The sequence below is a fragment of the Acinetobacter sp. YH12076 genome (genome assembly GCF_013419525.1).
GTDB classification, from domain to species: Bacteria; Pseudomonadota; Gammaproteobacteria; order Pseudomonadales; family Moraxellaceae; genus Acinetobacter; species Acinetobacter amyesii.
On the sequence record NZ_VOZY01000008.1, the window covers coordinates 71,791 to 87,155 of the forward strand.

At 40.5% G+C, this 15,365-nt stretch carries 15 protein-coding genes; 13 read left to right on the forward strand and 2 right to left on the reverse strand.

What is annotated here, in order from left to right; genetic code table 11:
• Positions 1–21: 21 nt before the first annotated feature.
• From ung to pyrF, 9 genes are all read left to right on the forward strand, one after another.
• Positions 22–735, forward strand: a complete 714-nt coding sequence (ung, locus tag FTU22_RS09585; protein ID WP_078193660.1) for a uracil-DNA glycosylase — start codon at positions 22–24, stop codon at positions 733–735.
• Positions 732–1,853: an enoyl-CoA hydratase/isomerase family protein gene (locus FTU22_RS09590; RefSeq protein WP_180094184.1), complete on the forward strand. Its 1,122-nt coding sequence runs from the start codon at positions 732–734 to the stop codon at positions 1,851–1,853. Before ung ends, FTU22_RS09590 begins: the two co-directional genes overlap by 4 nt.
• Before the next feature lie 7 nt (positions 1,854–1,860).
• Positions 1,861–2,412 (forward strand): tRNA adenosine(34) deaminase TadA, encoded by a 552-nt coding sequence (gene tadA / locus FTU22_RS09595; protein WP_111885055.1) that lies wholly within the window; start codon positions 1,861–1,863, stop codon positions 2,410–2,412.
• Positions 2,413–2,438: 26 nt separating this feature from the next.
• Positions 2,439–2,870 (forward strand): SRPBCC family protein, encoded by a 432-nt coding sequence (locus tag FTU22_RS09600; protein WP_180094185.1) that lies wholly within the window; start codon positions 2,439–2,441, stop codon positions 2,868–2,870.
• Between the two features lie 17 nt (positions 2,871–2,887).
• On the forward strand, positions 2,888–3,571 hold the full coding sequence (cmk, locus tag FTU22_RS09605) for a (d)CMP kinase (RefSeq protein ID WP_078193656.1): 684 nt from the start codon (positions 2,888–2,890) through the stop codon (positions 3,569–3,571).
• A 107-nt stretch (positions 3,572–3,678) separates the two neighbouring features.
• Positions 3,679–5,358, forward strand: coding sequence for a 30S ribosomal protein S1 (rpsA, locus tag FTU22_RS09610; RefSeq protein WP_078193655.1), 1,680 nt, complete (start codon positions 3,679–3,681; stop codon positions 5,356–5,358).
• Between the two features lie 162 nt (positions 5,359–5,520).
• Positions 5,521–5,823 carry an integration host factor subunit beta gene (locus FTU22_RS09615; RefSeq protein WP_067767464.1) on the forward strand — a complete coding sequence of 101 codons (303 nt, stop codon included), beginning with the start codon at positions 5,521–5,523 and terminating at the stop codon, positions 5,821–5,823.
• Positions 5,824–5,847: 24 nt separating this feature from the next.
• Positions 5,848–6,213 carry a lipopolysaccharide assembly protein LapA domain-containing protein gene (locus tag FTU22_RS09620; protein WP_078188931.1) on the forward strand — a complete coding sequence of 122 codons (366 nt, stop codon included), beginning with the start codon at positions 5,848–5,850 and terminating at the stop codon, positions 6,211–6,213.
• Positions 6,214–6,453: 240 nt separating this feature from the next.
• On the forward strand, positions 6,454–7,134 hold the full coding sequence (pyrF, locus tag FTU22_RS09625; RefSeq protein ID WP_078193653.1) for an orotidine-5'-phosphate decarboxylase: 681 nt from the start codon (positions 6,454–6,456) through the stop codon (positions 7,132–7,134).
• Positions 7,135–7,212: 78 nt separating this feature from the next.
• Here pyrF and FTU22_RS09630 read toward each other — a convergent pair whose 3' ends face one another.
• Both FTU22_RS09630 and FTU22_RS09635 read right to left on the reverse strand, forming a co-directional pair.
• Positions 7,213–8,121 (reverse strand): lysine exporter LysO family protein, encoded by a 909-nt coding sequence (locus FTU22_RS09630; protein WP_180094186.1) that lies wholly within the window; start codon positions 8,119–8,121, stop codon positions 7,213–7,215.
• Positions 8,122–8,170: 49 nt separating this feature from the next.
• A complete protein-coding gene (locus FTU22_RS09635) occupies positions 8,171–9,700 on the reverse strand; it encodes an NAD(P)/FAD-dependent oxidoreductase (RefSeq protein ID WP_180094305.1) in 1,530 nt (509 codons plus the stop codon).
• Positions 9,701–9,857: 157 nt separating this feature from the next.
• On the opposite strand from FTU22_RS09635, the gene FTU22_RS09640 reads away from it, so the two are divergent.
• From FTU22_RS09640 to FTU22_RS09655, 4 genes are all read left to right on the forward strand, one after another.
• Complete coding sequence (locus FTU22_RS09640; protein ID WP_180094188.1) at positions 9,858–10,865, forward strand: AraC family transcriptional regulator; 1,008 nt, start codon at positions 9,858–9,860, stop codon at positions 10,863–10,865.
• An 84-nt stretch (positions 10,866–10,949) separates the two neighbouring features.
• The gene (gene zapE, locus FTU22_RS09645) at positions 10,950–12,101 is read left to right on the forward strand and encodes a cell division protein ZapE (protein WP_111885050.1); all 1,152 of its coding nucleotides are present in this window, start codon (positions 10,950–10,952) and stop codon (positions 12,099–12,101) included.
• Between the two features lie 525 nt (positions 12,102–12,626).
• Positions 12,627–14,789, forward strand: coding sequence for a malate synthase G (locus tag FTU22_RS09650; RefSeq protein ID WP_180054559.1), 2,163 nt, complete (start codon positions 12,627–12,629; stop codon positions 14,787–14,789).
• An 88-nt stretch (positions 14,790–14,877) separates the two neighbouring features.
• Positions 14,878–15,354 (forward strand): hypothetical protein, encoded by a 477-nt coding sequence (locus FTU22_RS09655; RefSeq protein WP_180094189.1) that lies wholly within the window; start codon positions 14,878–14,880, stop codon positions 15,352–15,354.
• The last annotated feature ends 11 nt before the right edge of the window (positions 15,355–15,365 follow it).

A 15,365-nucleotide genomic window follows, 5' to 3' on the forward strand; every position in this document is an offset into this window, starting at 1 on the left:
TATTAGGATTGGTTAACAGTGATGTCTTTAACAGAAGAGCAACAAGCAAAACTCGCTAAAGTGCAGCTTGAGCCTAGCTGGAAATATGCCCTAAGTGAGTTTTTGCTTAGCCCTCGCATGGATGAGTTAAAAGACTTTCTGCTACAACAAATCAAACAGGATAAAGTGATTTATCCACCGAATCCGCTGATCTTTAATGCCTTAAACACGACACCTATGGCAAATGTAAAGGTGGTGATTTTAGGTCAAGACCCGTATCATGGGCCAAATCAGGCACATGGCTTGAGTTTTTCAGTACAAAAGGGGGTTGCATTACCACCTTCTTTACGTAATATTTTCCATGAGTTAAATACCGACCTTGGGGTGCCTGTGTCAAAACATGGGGACTTAACACGCTGGGCAGAACAAGGTGTTTTGCTTTTAAATGCGGTACTGACTGTTGAGGCTGGGCAACCAACTTCACATCAAAAACGTGGCTGGGAAGATTTTACAGACCATGTGATTGATGTTTTAAATGAGCAACGTGAGCATATTGTCTTTATTTTATGGGGGGCATATGCACAGCGTAAGGGACAACGCATTGACCAAAATAAGCACTTGGTGCTAAAAGCCGCGCATCCATCACCTTTGGCTGCAAACCGCGGTGGTTTTTTTGGTTGTAAGGTGTTCTCAAAAAGTAATAATTATCTTAAACAAAATGGCATTGAGCCAATAGACTGGCAGCTGGACGCATGACTTATTCTCCCGTTTCAAAAAATTATCACCCAGATCTGATTGTTGAAGAAGCGAAAAACGGCTGGCGCATTGTTCGCCTGAATCGCCCAAAATCACTTCATGCATTAGATGAATCTATCTGTACAGCGTTGCTTGAAGTCTTTCAGGACTTTCAACACGATGATGCTGTAAAGGCGATTTGGTTAGATTCCACTACGCCGAAAGCATTTTGTGCAGGTGGCGATGTACGCAAATTGCGACAATTGGTGGTCAATGATGAAGTTGAAACGGCGAATAAATTCTTTGAACAAGAATATGCCCTAGATTTGCTGCTGCATAACTATGCAAAGCCGATTTTAGTTTGGGGTGAAGGTTATGTCATGGGTGGTGGTTTAGGTCTGTTTATGGCCGCACCTTTCCGTTTGGTAACACCTTATTCACGTTTAGCAATGCCTGAAATTAATATCGGTTTGTATCCAGATGTGGGTGCGACGCGTTTCCTTGCTGATCGTGGTGCCATTGGTTTATTTACGGGACTTACAGGCTCGATTATGACTGCAGCAGGTGCTTATGGTATCGGTTGGGCAACGCATATTTGTGATGCACAGCGTGATAACGTACTTGAAACTGTCATCAATATTGATTGGGATCATTATCCAGCTGGCGATTTTCGTGCCATTGATGACACTTTAAATAGTATGCATCGTCCTGTGGGGCCTGGCCCATTACAAAATTCTTTGGATGTGATTCAAAGTGTGTGCCGTGGGCATAATTTTGAACATGACTATGAATCAATTATTGGTTTAAGCGATGCACGCAGTGATTGGCTACGTCAAGCCAGTGAAAATCTACAAAAAGGTTCACCTGCAACCGCCGCATTAACATGGTTGTTATGGCAGTGGGGCAAGCAGGTACATTCTTGGAATGAAGTGTTTGAACTTGAAACCCAAATTTCGGATTGGAAAATTCGTCATGCAGACTTTGTGGAAGGTGTGCGCGCACGTCTAGTCGATAAAGACCTGTCTCCAGAATGGAAAAAAGGTACAGATCTTTCCCTTAAAGGAATTCTGGCTGATGAGCCTCCTGTAACCAATATTGACAGTTGGAATGCACTGTTAAGACAGTATGGTGTAATTTAATTAATTGATGTCTGAACAAAATCTATATAGTGATGAACATTGGATGCAGCTTGCTTTCGAGCAGGCTGCACAAGCTGCCGAATTGCAAGAAATTCCTGTAGGCGCAGTCATTGTGAGTCAAAATCAAGTCATAGGTGCAGGGTTTAATGCGCCGATTTCTCTGAAAGATCCCACCGCACATGCGGAAGTACAAGCTTTGCGTCAAGCTTGTTTGAATATCGATAATTACCGATTACCTGACGACGCAACTTTATATGTAACTTTAGAGCCATGCACGATGTGTGTGGGCGCTTTGGTACATTCAAGAATAAAACGAGTGGTATTTGCGACGACTGAGCCTAAAGCAGGTTCTTTGGTCAGTTCGCGTCAATTATTAAATTCAGGCTACTATAATCATATCTTTGAGTTTGAGCATGGTTGCCTACAAGAGCAATGCTCTCAACAATTAAGTGATTTTTTTAAAATGCGTCGTGAACAAAAACGACTGATGAAGTTACAGGAAAAAGCCACTTTGACTGAACTTAATTTAAAAAACCAAGTAAACTCTACTGACAATTAATATTGTCAAATAAAATAGGGTACACCATGAAATCCATTCAAGTAAAAAAAGAATTTAATGCACCGGTCGAGCAGGTTTTTGAATTACTTTCAAAACATTCGACCTACAACGTGGCTTTTGCGCCGATTCAAGTGGTGCGCGTAAAAGATTCAGCAGATCCTGAACGTCCTGATGGTGTAGGTTCTGTACGTCGTATGGGCTTTGGGCCCGTGAAGCCATTACAAGAGCAAATTACTTTGCTTGAGCCAAACCAACGTATTGAATATAAAATTATTAAAAACCCATTGGTGAAACATCATTTGGGCGTGATTCAATTCGAAGCGATCGATGCCGGGCGTACTTTAGTCACTTATACGATTGAATTACAGACGCGTGCGCCATTCGTTAGTCATTTAATCCTTGCGCAACTGAAGTCAGCGATTAAAATTGGTTTTTCAAAACTTGCAAAAACCGTATAAACAAAAGTGGAAGAGCAATGACAGTTCAAATCATTACAATTGATGGCCCAAGTGGCTCAGGTAAAGGAACACTGGCAGCAAAAATTGCGGCACATTATCAGTTCCACTTACTCGACTCAGGTGCGTTATATCGTCTGTTGGGATTGTCATTGCATAAGCAAGACTTAATTGATGCATTAGACTCAAAGCTCGATGAATGCGTAAAAATTGCAACAAATTTAGACATACAATTTGTGACAAATGAAGCAGGTGTTTCGGTGCTTTTAGATGGTGAAGATGTCTCAAAAGTTATCCGTACTGAGAGAGTTGGAGAGTTCGCTTCAAAAGTTGCTGCAATTCCTGCACTTAGAACTGCGCTTTTAGAACGTCAGCATGCCTTTGCTCAAGCACCTGGTTTGGTTGCAGATGGCCGTGATATGGCAACTACGATTTTTCCAAATGCCCAAGCCAAGATTTATTTAACGGCTTCTGCTCAGTCCCGTGCGGAGCGCCGTGTAAATCAGTTGCAGGCTATGGGCGTGGATGTTAAAATAAACGACATTTTAGCTAATATCGAAGCGCGTGATAAGCGAGATATGGAACGCGCAGTCGCTCCACTCAAGCCTGCGCCAGATGCTTACTTCATTGATAGTTCAACTTTGAGTATTGATGAAGTATTCACGCTGATGACGAATTACATCGATCAGCAATTAGCAAACTAAAGAATTTTCAGCAGAAGCATAGCTTGATCAGTCTTATACGGACTATGTAGACGCTTAATTAAACCGGCCTTGTCTGATCCAAGACCGCTGACTTTACTAGGTATATCATGACCGAATCTTTTGCAGCCCTCTTTGAAGAAAGCGAATTAAACCTCAACGTTGAAAAGGGTGCTGTCATCCAAGGCGTTGTAGTAAGCATCGACTCTGACTGGGTAACAGTTGACACTGGCCTTAAATCAGAAGGTATTGTTGACCGCGCTGAATTCTTAAATGAACAACGTGAACTTGAAGTTCAAGTTGGCGACACTGTTGATGTAGTTGTTGAAGCTCTTGACAACGGTATGGGTCAAACAGTTTTATCACGTGAAAAAGCTAAACGTGCTGAAACTTGGACTAAACTTGAAAAAATCTTTGAAGACGGCGAAATCGTTACTGGTGTTATCTCTGGTAAGGTTAAAGGCGGTTTCACTGTTGACATCGGTCCAGTTCGTGCGTTCCTTCCAGGTTCTTTAGTTGATACTCGTCCTATTCGTGATACTACTCACTTAGAAGGTAAAGAGTTAGAATTTAAAGTAATCAAACTAGATGCTAAACGTAACAACGTTGTTGTATCTCGTCGTGCTGTTATGGAAGCTGAATCTTCAGCTGACCGTGAAGCTCTTCTTGCTCAGCTTGAAGAAGGTCAAACAGTTACTGGTACTATCAAAAATCTTACTGACTACGGCGCGTTCGTTGACCTTGGCGGTATTGATGGTCTTCTTCACATCACTGACATGGCTTGGAAACGTATCAAGCATCCTTCAGAAGTTGTTGAAGTTGGTCAAGAAGTTACTGTTAAAGTACTTAAATTCGACCGCGAACGTAACCGCGTATCTTTAGGCCTTAAACAATTAGGCGAAGATCCATGGTTAGCGATCATGAACCGTTATCCTAAAGGTTCTATCGTTAAAGCTCGTGTAACTAACTTAACTGACTACGGTTGCTTCGCTGAAATCGCTGAAGGCGTTGAAGGCTTAGTACACGTTTCAGAAATGGACCACACTAACAAAAACATCCACCCATCTAAAGTTGTTCAGATCGGTGACGAAGTTGACGTTATGGTTCTTGAAGTTGATGAAGAGCGTCGTCGTATTTCTCTTGGTATCAAACAAACTCGTGCTAACCCATGGGAAGAGTTTGCTAAAGAACACGACAAAGGTGAAAAAGTTTCAGGTACTATCAAGTCAATCACTGACTTCGGTATCTTCATCGGTTTACCAGGCGGTATCGATGGTCTAGTTCACTTGTCTGACATTTCTTGGAACGAACAAGGCGAAGAAGCTATCCGTCGTTACAAGAAAGGTGACACAGTTGAAGCGGTTATCCTTTCAGTAGACGCTGAAGGCAACCGTATCAGCCTTGGCATCAAACAAATGAACAGCGATCCGTTCAACGATTTCTTAGCTGCTAACGAACGCGGTGCGCTTGTTAAAGGTACTGTAACTGCAGTTGACGCTAAAGGCGCTACTGTTAAGTTAGCTGACGAAGTTGAAGCGACTCTTAAAGCATCTGAAATCAACCGCGACCGCGTTGAAGATGCAACTAAGTTCCTTGAAGTTGGTCAAGAAGTTGAAGCTAAAATCATCAACGTAGACCGCAAATCACGTTCTATCAACTTGTCTATCAAAGCGAAAGACGAAGCTGAAGAAAAAGAAGCAGTAGCTAACTTGAACAAGACAGCTACAGCAACTTCAGACAATGGTCCTAAAACTATTGGTGATTTGATCAAAGCTCAAATGAACCACTAAGTAAGTGTTTGAATTGTATTGTTAATGTAAATTAATTAATATATTTTACACAATTACTGTAACGGTAGCGTAGTAAGTGATTATTACGCTACCGTTTTGTATTTAAACAGGTTATTATCGGGAAACTGATCCTAGGTAGCTTGATAATTAAAGAGGTCGCAGATGACTACTGAAGCACTTAATAAGTCTGACTTAATAGAGCGTATTTCTCTTAAAAACCCACACTTAGCTGAACCCTTAGTGGAAGAAGCCGTTAAGATAATGATCGATCAAATGATCGAAGCTTTGTCTACAGACAACCGAATTGAAATCCGTGGTTTTGGTAGTTTTGCATTACATCACCGTGAACCACGTGTGGGTCGTAACCCAAAAACAGGTAAATCAGTTGAAGTTGCAGCAAAAGCTGTACCGCACTTTAAACCTGGTAAAGCTTTACGTGATGCGGTAAACGAATCTGCAAACTAATTCAAAACATTGTTAGGGGTGTTTATGCGTTACGTATTGGTCGTAATTCTACTAGTCCTATTTGGATACTCATTGGCTTTGGTTCTGCAAAACGGCACTGAACTTTCAGTCGATTTGTTGTTTACACAAGTGCCTGCAATGCGTTTAGGGCTTTTATTGCTATTAACATTGTCATTAGGTTTGGTTTTAGGTCTTTTATTGGCAGTGCAAGTATTCCGAGTATTTCAAAATAACTGGGAAATTAAACGTCTACGTAAAGATATTGACCGCCTACGTAAAGAGCAAATTCAAACTGCTCAACTGGCTGCTGCTGAAGCGGCTGCACATACACGTCATGAAAAAACAGTTTTAGATATTGATGCAAATGAGCGTCCTTCTAACCCGTTATAATTGGGCTTATGAAGTAAATTAACTACTTTTATGAGTATAGTTAAATTTTATATTAAACACTCTGGTGGATCATCGGGGTGTTTTTTTATGGGCTGAAAAAATAAGCCATATATCTTAAATAAAATAATGAGATAGCTAAATTCAAATTAATCATTTCAATTAACATGAGTTTTATGACTTTCTGATCAAGTTGAATCCATCTATAATGCACTAATTTTGTCAAAATGAAGGGTAAGTCTCTTGAGTATCATCGTTGCACTAGATGCTAAAAGCCAATATGACGCACTTACAATTGCAGAGCAGTTAGATCCTGCATTATGTCGAGTTAAGGTTGGTAAAGAGTTATTTACCCATGAGGGTTCAAGTATCGTTAAAGCATTGCACGATAAAGGTTTTGAAGTATTTCTAGATCTTAAATTCCATGATATTCCAAACACCACAGCACAAGCAGTTTGTGCAGCTGCGGATATGGGTGTGTGGATGGTCAATGTCCATGCATCAGGTGGCCGTAAAATGATGGAAACCTGTGTAGAGCGCCTAAAGGCGGGCAATTACAATACTCAGCTAATTGCTGTTACGGTTTTGACATCAATGGGTCGTGAAGATCTTGCGGAATTAGGCTTAGATGTGGAACCTTTTGAACATGTGAAGCGTCTTGCGACTTTAACGAAAGAAAGTGGTTTGGATGGTGTAGTTTGTTCGGCACAAGAAGCGAAAATGTTACGTGAAACTTTGGGTGCTGACTTTGCATTAGTAACACCGGGTATCCGTCCTGAGGGTTCTGCAGCGGATGATCAAAAACGAATTGTGACACCTAAACAGGCAATGCTTGATGGTTCTACACATTTGGTGATTGGCCGTCCAATTACTAAATCGGACAATATGCGTCAAACTTTAAAAGATATTTTGGCGACACTTTAATATTTACCCTCTCTCTAACTCTCTCCCAAAGGGAGAGAGGAAGTCCTCTCCCTCTCTGGGAGAGGACTTAGGTGAGGGTTAGATAGCTGCTAATATACTCACCAATATAGGTGCAAGTACAGAAAGGATAAAGCCGCTGACCATGGCATGTGGAATAAAATCATTACCGCAGGCTTGTTTGACCATAGGTAGGGTGACATCCATAGCTGTTGCACCCGCAGATGAAATTGCAGAGCGTGGGTAGCGCCAGCCAATAATATACATAAATACAATCGCAAAAATTTCTCTGAATAAATCATTCATCAGCGCGATACTGCCTAGATGCGCATTTTTTAATTCAGTCACGACGATGCCTGTCATCGAATAGAAACCGTAGCCTTGTGACAACATAATCAAATCTTTCAAACTGATTTGTGGTAATAGGTATGCAGCAGCAAAAGCGCCCAAAAGTGAACCGACGATACAGCCGAGTGGAACAAGTAGAATTTTCCAATTTAACCAAGAACGATCGAGCGGTGAGTAGGCGAGATCTAGACCGATCAGAAACATAAAGACTAAAAGTAGATCCCATGTACTCATATGTGGCTGAAGACTAAAATGTGCTGCCATTTCAGCAAAAGCGTAACCTAAACCTAATGCAATAAAAGCATAGCTAATATTGATGAGTGAGCTTATTACTAACTGCATAGACACTTTGCCATGACTTGGTTTGTAGCCTAAAAGCTTAAATAAAATATAGCAGCAAATCAAAGCACCCACTGAGGTCAATAGTGCAATAAGTACTGATGAAGAGAGGATTTGCAGAGGTGCTGGAATATTGTGTAATGTTTCGGAAAATTCGATTGCAATCGCAAATAACAAAATATAAGTAAAATACGGCAGAAGTTTAAAGGCGATTTTTTCAAGCCAAGTGGGTAGGCGACGTGCAAGAATAAAACCAAGCCCTAAACAGGCCAAGAGCTGGAAAATCAACCAGAAAGATTGCATACAAAAATAGGCAGATAATGAATACCTGCCTATTATGACCTGTTATTGCTTAAGCTGCATGACTAGATTTTGTTTTACTGAGGAGTCGAAAATCGGCTGGATTTATTTTTCGAGTAGCCAGCCAATATTTCCATGTATAAGTTGGCCACAGTGCAAAATTTTTACCGCCATTTTGTTGATACCAGCTCACGCAGCCTGATTGCCATACCGTACCATCAAGCATGTCTTGTACATGAGTGTTAAATTGATCTTGCACCTGATCTTTAACAGCGATGGCTTGAACATTAGATTTTGAAACCAATTGCATCATTTGTAAGATGTAATCGACTTGTGCCTCAATCATAAATACCACTGAATTATGGGCAAGTACGGTATTGGGGCCTAATAATTGGAACAGATTTGGAAAGCCTTTGGTGCAAATGCCATAAAAGCTTTCTGCGCCAGCCTGCCACACTTGTTTGAGTTCTTGAGTATTTTCACCAATACATTCAAATGATTTTAAATAAATTCTTGGATCGGTAATAAAGCCAGTACCATAGATTAGACAATCAATTTCACGGGATTTTCCATCTTTGGTAATAATAGCATTTTCAGTGATTTCTTGTATTGCATCACTGACCAATTCCACATTAGGTCGATTAAAGGTTGGAAAGTATTTATTAGAAATTAAAATGCGTTTACAACCCATGATGTAGTTTGGCGTTAGTTTCTTGGCAAGTTCAGCATCTTTCACTTGATACTTAATATACAGTTCTGCAAGTTTTTGCGCATACTTCATGGTGGTCGGTTTAACAATTGGCACGACACGTGATTCGTTGGTCCAATACAGGCGAGCACGGTGAATTTTTCGAAACCAATCATATTTTTTAAATAGTAATTTTTCTAAACCATGATAACTACGCTCATCTCGTGGAATGACCCAAGCCGCGGTACGCTGAAAAACATACAGTTGCTTTGTTTGTGGTGCGATTTCAGGAATGTATTGGATGGCACTGCCGCCTGTACCAATCGATGCGACCTTTTTACCTGCTAATGGATATTGATGATCCCATTGAGAAGAATGGAACACTTTACCCTTAAATTTTTCAATACCTGGAATATGTGGAATTTGTGGGACATGTAACGGGCCAGATGCAAAAATCACATATTGAGCGGTAATTTTAACGCCATCTTTGAGTTCTAAATGCCAGTCGCAGGTTGATTCATTGTAGTGGCTTGAAAGCACTTCACTGTTAAAGCGGCAGAACTGTTTTAAATTATATTCACGGGTAACGTGTTGGATATAGTCAAATATTTCCGGCGCTTCGGCGTAACGTTTTGACCAATCTGTTTTGGGTGCAAAAGAAAGCGAATACATATGTGATTGCACATCACACGCAGCGCCAGGGTAGCGGTTTTCACGCCAGGTTCCACCAAAATCATTGGCTTTTTCGAGGATCAGAAAATCTTGATTGCCTTGTTGTAAAAGTCGTATCGCCATAGCAATACCACCAAAACCACCGCCGATGATGGCGATTTGTGTATGTATTTCAGAATTGGCGTTTGGGGTTTGCACTGTTTTTGTTTGCGCTTCCTGCATCATTTTTTTAATTCCAAGCGAGATTACAAGCTAAGCATACTTGAGTTCATGATCAGAACAATATGATTGAGGTGACAGAAAAATTGATCGAAACGGCAATGTTCATAATTGCAAATTTGTAGTAAAAAAGAAGAAATTTAATGTTATTTTACGATTTATGAAACGATCTATTCTAAGCCTGATGTATTTAGTACAAGGAATGCGTAAAGCGGGCGTAGATGTCGATCAACGTTTGCAAACCATTGGCCTGCGTGTCGATGCACTCGATCCAACTTCAGTGATTCATCCGAGTTTGGAGTGGGATGTACTGAAAGTCATTGGTAAAGATGTAGAACCTGAGCAAGGGTTATTTATTGGTCAGCATTATACATTGGCGGGTTATGGCCCTTTGCTGATGTTATTGGTCACCAGTGATACTTTACGCCAAGCTTTAAATCAGGGAATTCGCTTTCAACAGTTGACGCATCTAACTGGGCGTTTGAGTTTGCAAATCAGTCAGCATAAAGTGGCCTTATGTTATCAACCCCAAGATGTGTATGCACCACTGGGTGCATTATTGGCACAGTCAGAGATTTCAGGAACTTATAAATTCATCCGTGATCTGTACAAAATGATGGGGCTATCTACACCGCAAGTTCAAATTGATTTGCCGTTCGCTGAACCCAAAGATCCTGAAAAATTAAAAATGTTTACTGATTATTATGGCTCTCAAGTTCGATTTGGTGCGCCATTTGCGGCATTTTGGTTTGATGAAGATGTTTTAGATATTCGGATCCCTTCCGCAGATATGATTACTTTTCGATTATATGAGTCGAAATGTATTGCGGAGTTAGAACGTTTAAGCGCCGATGAAGATGCGCCATCATTGGTTCAACGTGTGCAAGATTATTTGGAATTACAAAGTGGTGCGATGCCAAGTATGGCAGCAACTGCTCAAGCGTTGAACTTGCCTGAAAGAACTTTGCGTCATCAACTGCAACAGTTAAATACCAGTTATAAGCAAATTCGTGAAGATATTATTAAAGATAAAGCACTCCGTATGATTGAATATAATGAATATTCAATTGAAATGATTGCAGAATTGCTGGGCTATTCAGAACCTGCGGCGTTTAATCATGCGTTTAAACGTTGGTTTGGGCATAGTCCGAGACAATATAATAAATAGCCAATGCGCTTTACTGCCAAAGTGTTATATCTTCGAGTTTATTCTTCGTTATAATTCATTTAGCCCAAAAAAGTATTTAATGATATGTCAGATTTTCAGTCACCACACAACACCGCATTTACTCCGATTTCACCGGCTGAGCGTTATGCTCAAGCCTTAGCATCTGGTCAGTTTTTACCAGATCAGGAACAGGCGCAAGCGGTGCATGAGTTGGATCGAGTTTGGCAAGAATTAATCCAACGTTTTAAGGCTTCTAAAAAAGCGTTTCGTCGTTTCCGTCGTCAAACTGCACCGAAAGGGGTGTATATGTGGGGCGGTGTAGGACGTGGTAAAACGTGGCTGATGGATCAGTTTTATGATTCTGTGCCATTTCGACGCAAAACACGTATGCATTTCCATCACTTTATGCAGTACGTACACCGTGAATTAAATAAGCTTTCAGGTCAGCGTAATCCACTAGACCTTGTTGCCGACCAAATTTATAAAGAAGCAGTCGTGATCTGCTTTGATGAATTCTTTGTATCCAATGTCACGGATGCGATGATTTTGAGTGATCTATTCCAAAAATTATTTACGCGTGGGATCACCCTTGTTGCAACATCTAACATCGCACCAGATGGTTTGTATAAAAACGGGATCCATCGTGACCGTTTTATCCCAACCATCGAAATGGTAAAAAAGAACTGTGTGATTTTAAATGTAGACTCAGGCGTAGACTATCGTTTACGTGTATTGAAACAAGCGCAGTTGTTTAAGTCGCCTTTAACACATGAACATAAGTTGTGGATGGCTCAGCGTTTTACAGCATTAACGCAAACCCAAACAGTTTCGCAAGAGCCAATTATTATTAATCAGCGTATTGTAGAAACCATTGGTCATACGGAAGATGTGCTGTGGTGTGAATATTCTGAACTTTGCCTAAAACCACGTAGTCCAGCGGACTTTATTGAAATTGCCAATATTTATAATACAGTCTTGGTGAGTAATGTGCCGCACATGACGGATTATTTGTCTGAAGGGACTCGTCGTTTTATCTACCTGGTTGATGAGTTTTATGACCGTGGTGTGAAGTTGTTGCTTACTTCAGAAGATACGATTATTGAATTATATCAAGGTGAAAAATTGGCATTTGAAATTGAGCGTACACGTTCGCGCTTATTGGAAATGCAATCTGATGATTATCTACATACCTCTCACCGTCAAATCAATGCACCAGAATCTACGGCAGAAAATTAAGTGTTTCTGTTGGAATGAAAAAAGAACGTCTTGATGGCGTTCTTTTTTTTGATTTTTAGTTTTAGAAAACATGTATAAATTAAGAAAAGCTGTGGAACGAACAATAGAAGTTAAAGCAAAGTCTCATGATAAAAGCATCATTAAATAAGAAGAAGGGTTGTTTAATAATTCATCGATAAAAGCGTTAAATTTAAACTGATTGGTTGAAGTTGTAGCATCGACATTGGCAGCATTTCATGGCTTAATCGAGTGAGTTTGTTTGACGCTTGGGTCTATTTGTTCAGTTTTAGAACAAAATTCTGCACTTAAGTCTAATTTCGACATTTCAAAAACTTTATACACTGTAAAAAGGTATTCAGGCTGATGATGACGTCGTATTTCTGATCTTTATTATGTTGAATGATGAGGGTATTTCATTACATAGAAAATGATCATTATTTAGGAATGTGATAGTACTATTCAGCAAAGTATAAATGGGTATACTAGAATCTCTTGTTATAAAAAATAGCAATATCAGGAAAGACAATGACTGCACGTATTCAAAAAGGCAAGTTAGCGATTGCTAAAGAACTTTACGATTTCATCGAAAATGAAGCACTACCGGGTTCAGGTTTAGACAGTGAAACTTACTGGAAAAACTTTGAACAAGTCGTTGTCGATCTTAGCCCAAAGAACAAAGCACTATTGGCTAAGCGTGACGACATTCAAGCGAAGATTGATGAATGGCACCGCAACAACAAATTTGAACTCGAAGCTTACAAAGCTTTCCTTACTGAAATTGGCTACTTATTACCAGAAGTAGAAGATTTCCAAATCAGCACAGAAAATGTAGACGAAGAAATCGCATTATTGGCTGGTGCGCAATTAGTAGTGCCTGTACGTAATGCACGTTACTGCTTAAACGCTGCGAACGCACGTTGGGGTTCACTCTACGATGCTCTTTACGGTTTTGACGTGATCTCAGAAGAAGGTGGCGCGGAAAAAGGTAAGGGCTATAACCCAGCTCGTGGCGCAAAAGTTATCGAATTTGCTAAAAACTTCTTAAATGAAACTTTCCCGCTAGCTAATGGTTCGCATGCAGATGCAACTAAATATGCGGTAGAAGGCAAAAAGTTAGTTGTAAGCCTAAAAGATGGCTCAACTGCAACTTTAGCGAAAGAAGCTCAGTTTGTTGGTTTTAATGGTGACGAAGCTGCGCCAACTGAAATTGTACTTTTAAACAATGGTTTGCATGTAATCATTGAAATTGATGCGACGAGCCCAATTGGTTCAACTGATGCTGCGGGCGTTAAAGACTTAGTTCTTGAGGCTGCGGTAACCACAATTCAAGACTTAGAAGACTCAATTGCAGCAGTTGATGCTGAAGAGAAAGTTGAAGGCTACCGTAACTGGTTAGGCTTAATGAAAGGTACACTTTCTGAGTCAATCGAGAAAAATGGTAAGATCATAACGCGTACATTAAATAAAGACCGTACGCACAAAAACTTGATCGGTGGTGAAACTACGCTTCACGGTCGTTCATTGATGTTGCTTCGTAACGTAGGTCATTTGATGACAAACCCTGCGATCCTTGTAGATGGTGCTGAAATCTACGAAGGCATCATGGATGCATTGATCACACCGTTATTGACCTTTGCAGACATTAAAGGCGAAAACGAAAACAAGAACTCTCGTAAAGGTTCTATGTACATCGTTAAACCAAAAATGCATGGTCCAGAAGAAGTTGCATTTGCAGTTGAATTATTTGAGCGTGCTGAACAAGCGCTTGGTCTACCTGCGAAGACTTTGAAAATCGGTATCATGGACGAAGAACGTCGTACTTCTGTGAACTTGAAAAACTGTATCGCGCAAGCGAAAGATCGTACGATCTTTATTAATACAGGTTTCATGGATCGTACGGGTGATGAAATCCATACTTTCATGGAAGCAGGTCCATTCGTTCGTAAAGGCGAAGTGAAGTCTCAAATCTGGTTCCCTGCATATGAAAACCGTAACGTGATGATCGGTCTTCAAGCCGGCTTACGTGGTAAAGCGCAAATCGGTAAAGGCATGTGGCCAAAACCAGATATGTTGCTTGATATGTATAAAACTAAGATTGAGCATCCAGAAGCTGGCGCAAGCTGTGCATGGGTTCCGTCTCCATCTGGTGCTGTTATTCACGCGATCCATTACCATCAGTGCAATGTTTCTGAGCGTCAAAAAGAGTTGTTGAATACTCAACCGCTATCTTTAGATGACTTGTTAACACCGCCTTTAGCGACAGATACAAACTGGTCTGAAGAAGAGAAAACCAAAGAGCTCGAAAATAACCTTCAAGGTATCTTGGGTTATGTAGTTCGTTGGGTTGATTTGGGTGTAGGTTGTTCAAAAGTTCTAGACATCAACAATGTTGGTTTGATGGAAGACCGTGCAACTTTACGTATTTCTTCTCAACACGTTGCAAACTGGTTACGTCACGGTATCGTAACTGCTGAGCAAGTTGAAGAAGTATTTAAGCGCATGGCGAAAGTTGTGGATGAGCAAAATGCTAATGATCCACTTTATACGCCAATGGCACCAAGCTTTGATGGCTATGCATACAAAGCTGCATATGACCTAGTATTCAAAGGTGGCGAGCAGCCTTCTGGTTATACAGAGCCGCTTCTTCATGCTTACCGTTTAAAATTAAAAGGTTATACAGGTGACTAATCTGTAAATCAAAAAAAGCCTCTTCGGAGGCTTTTTTTATTGCTTGAGAAAGTTAGAATGTCGACATAAAAAATGAAAAGGAAACTCCATGTATGTATGGAATGTAAATCGGTTGGTGGAGGATATACGACTGAATAAAGTCTCTGAAACCCATTATAAAAACTACTATATTGCCAGCTCAATATTGATTTTCTTTAGCTACTTAGCACTGACCTTAACCCCAGAATCCAAACCTACAGAAGCTTGGGCTTCGTTTGTTTTACAAGTTGGGCTGCTGATTAGCTGGGTGAATGCCATATTTAAAGCCAATGGCGGCGAGCAAGGCCGAGATTTTTTAAAGCGCTTTATTGCATTGTATTTGCCCGTAACGATTCAGAGTTTAGTCCTCTTTATCTTGATCGCTGTTGTAGTCGAAGGGCTGTTACCCATGTTGACCCTAAACATGGAGGAGGCTGCGCTTGAGCAACTCACCACAGTTAAAGATCTAAGTTTTGAAGTCATCATTAGCTGTTATATTTATTGGCGAATCTATAAAGCGATGCGGCAGATTCATCAGCCTGTTTAAAGTATAAGGTT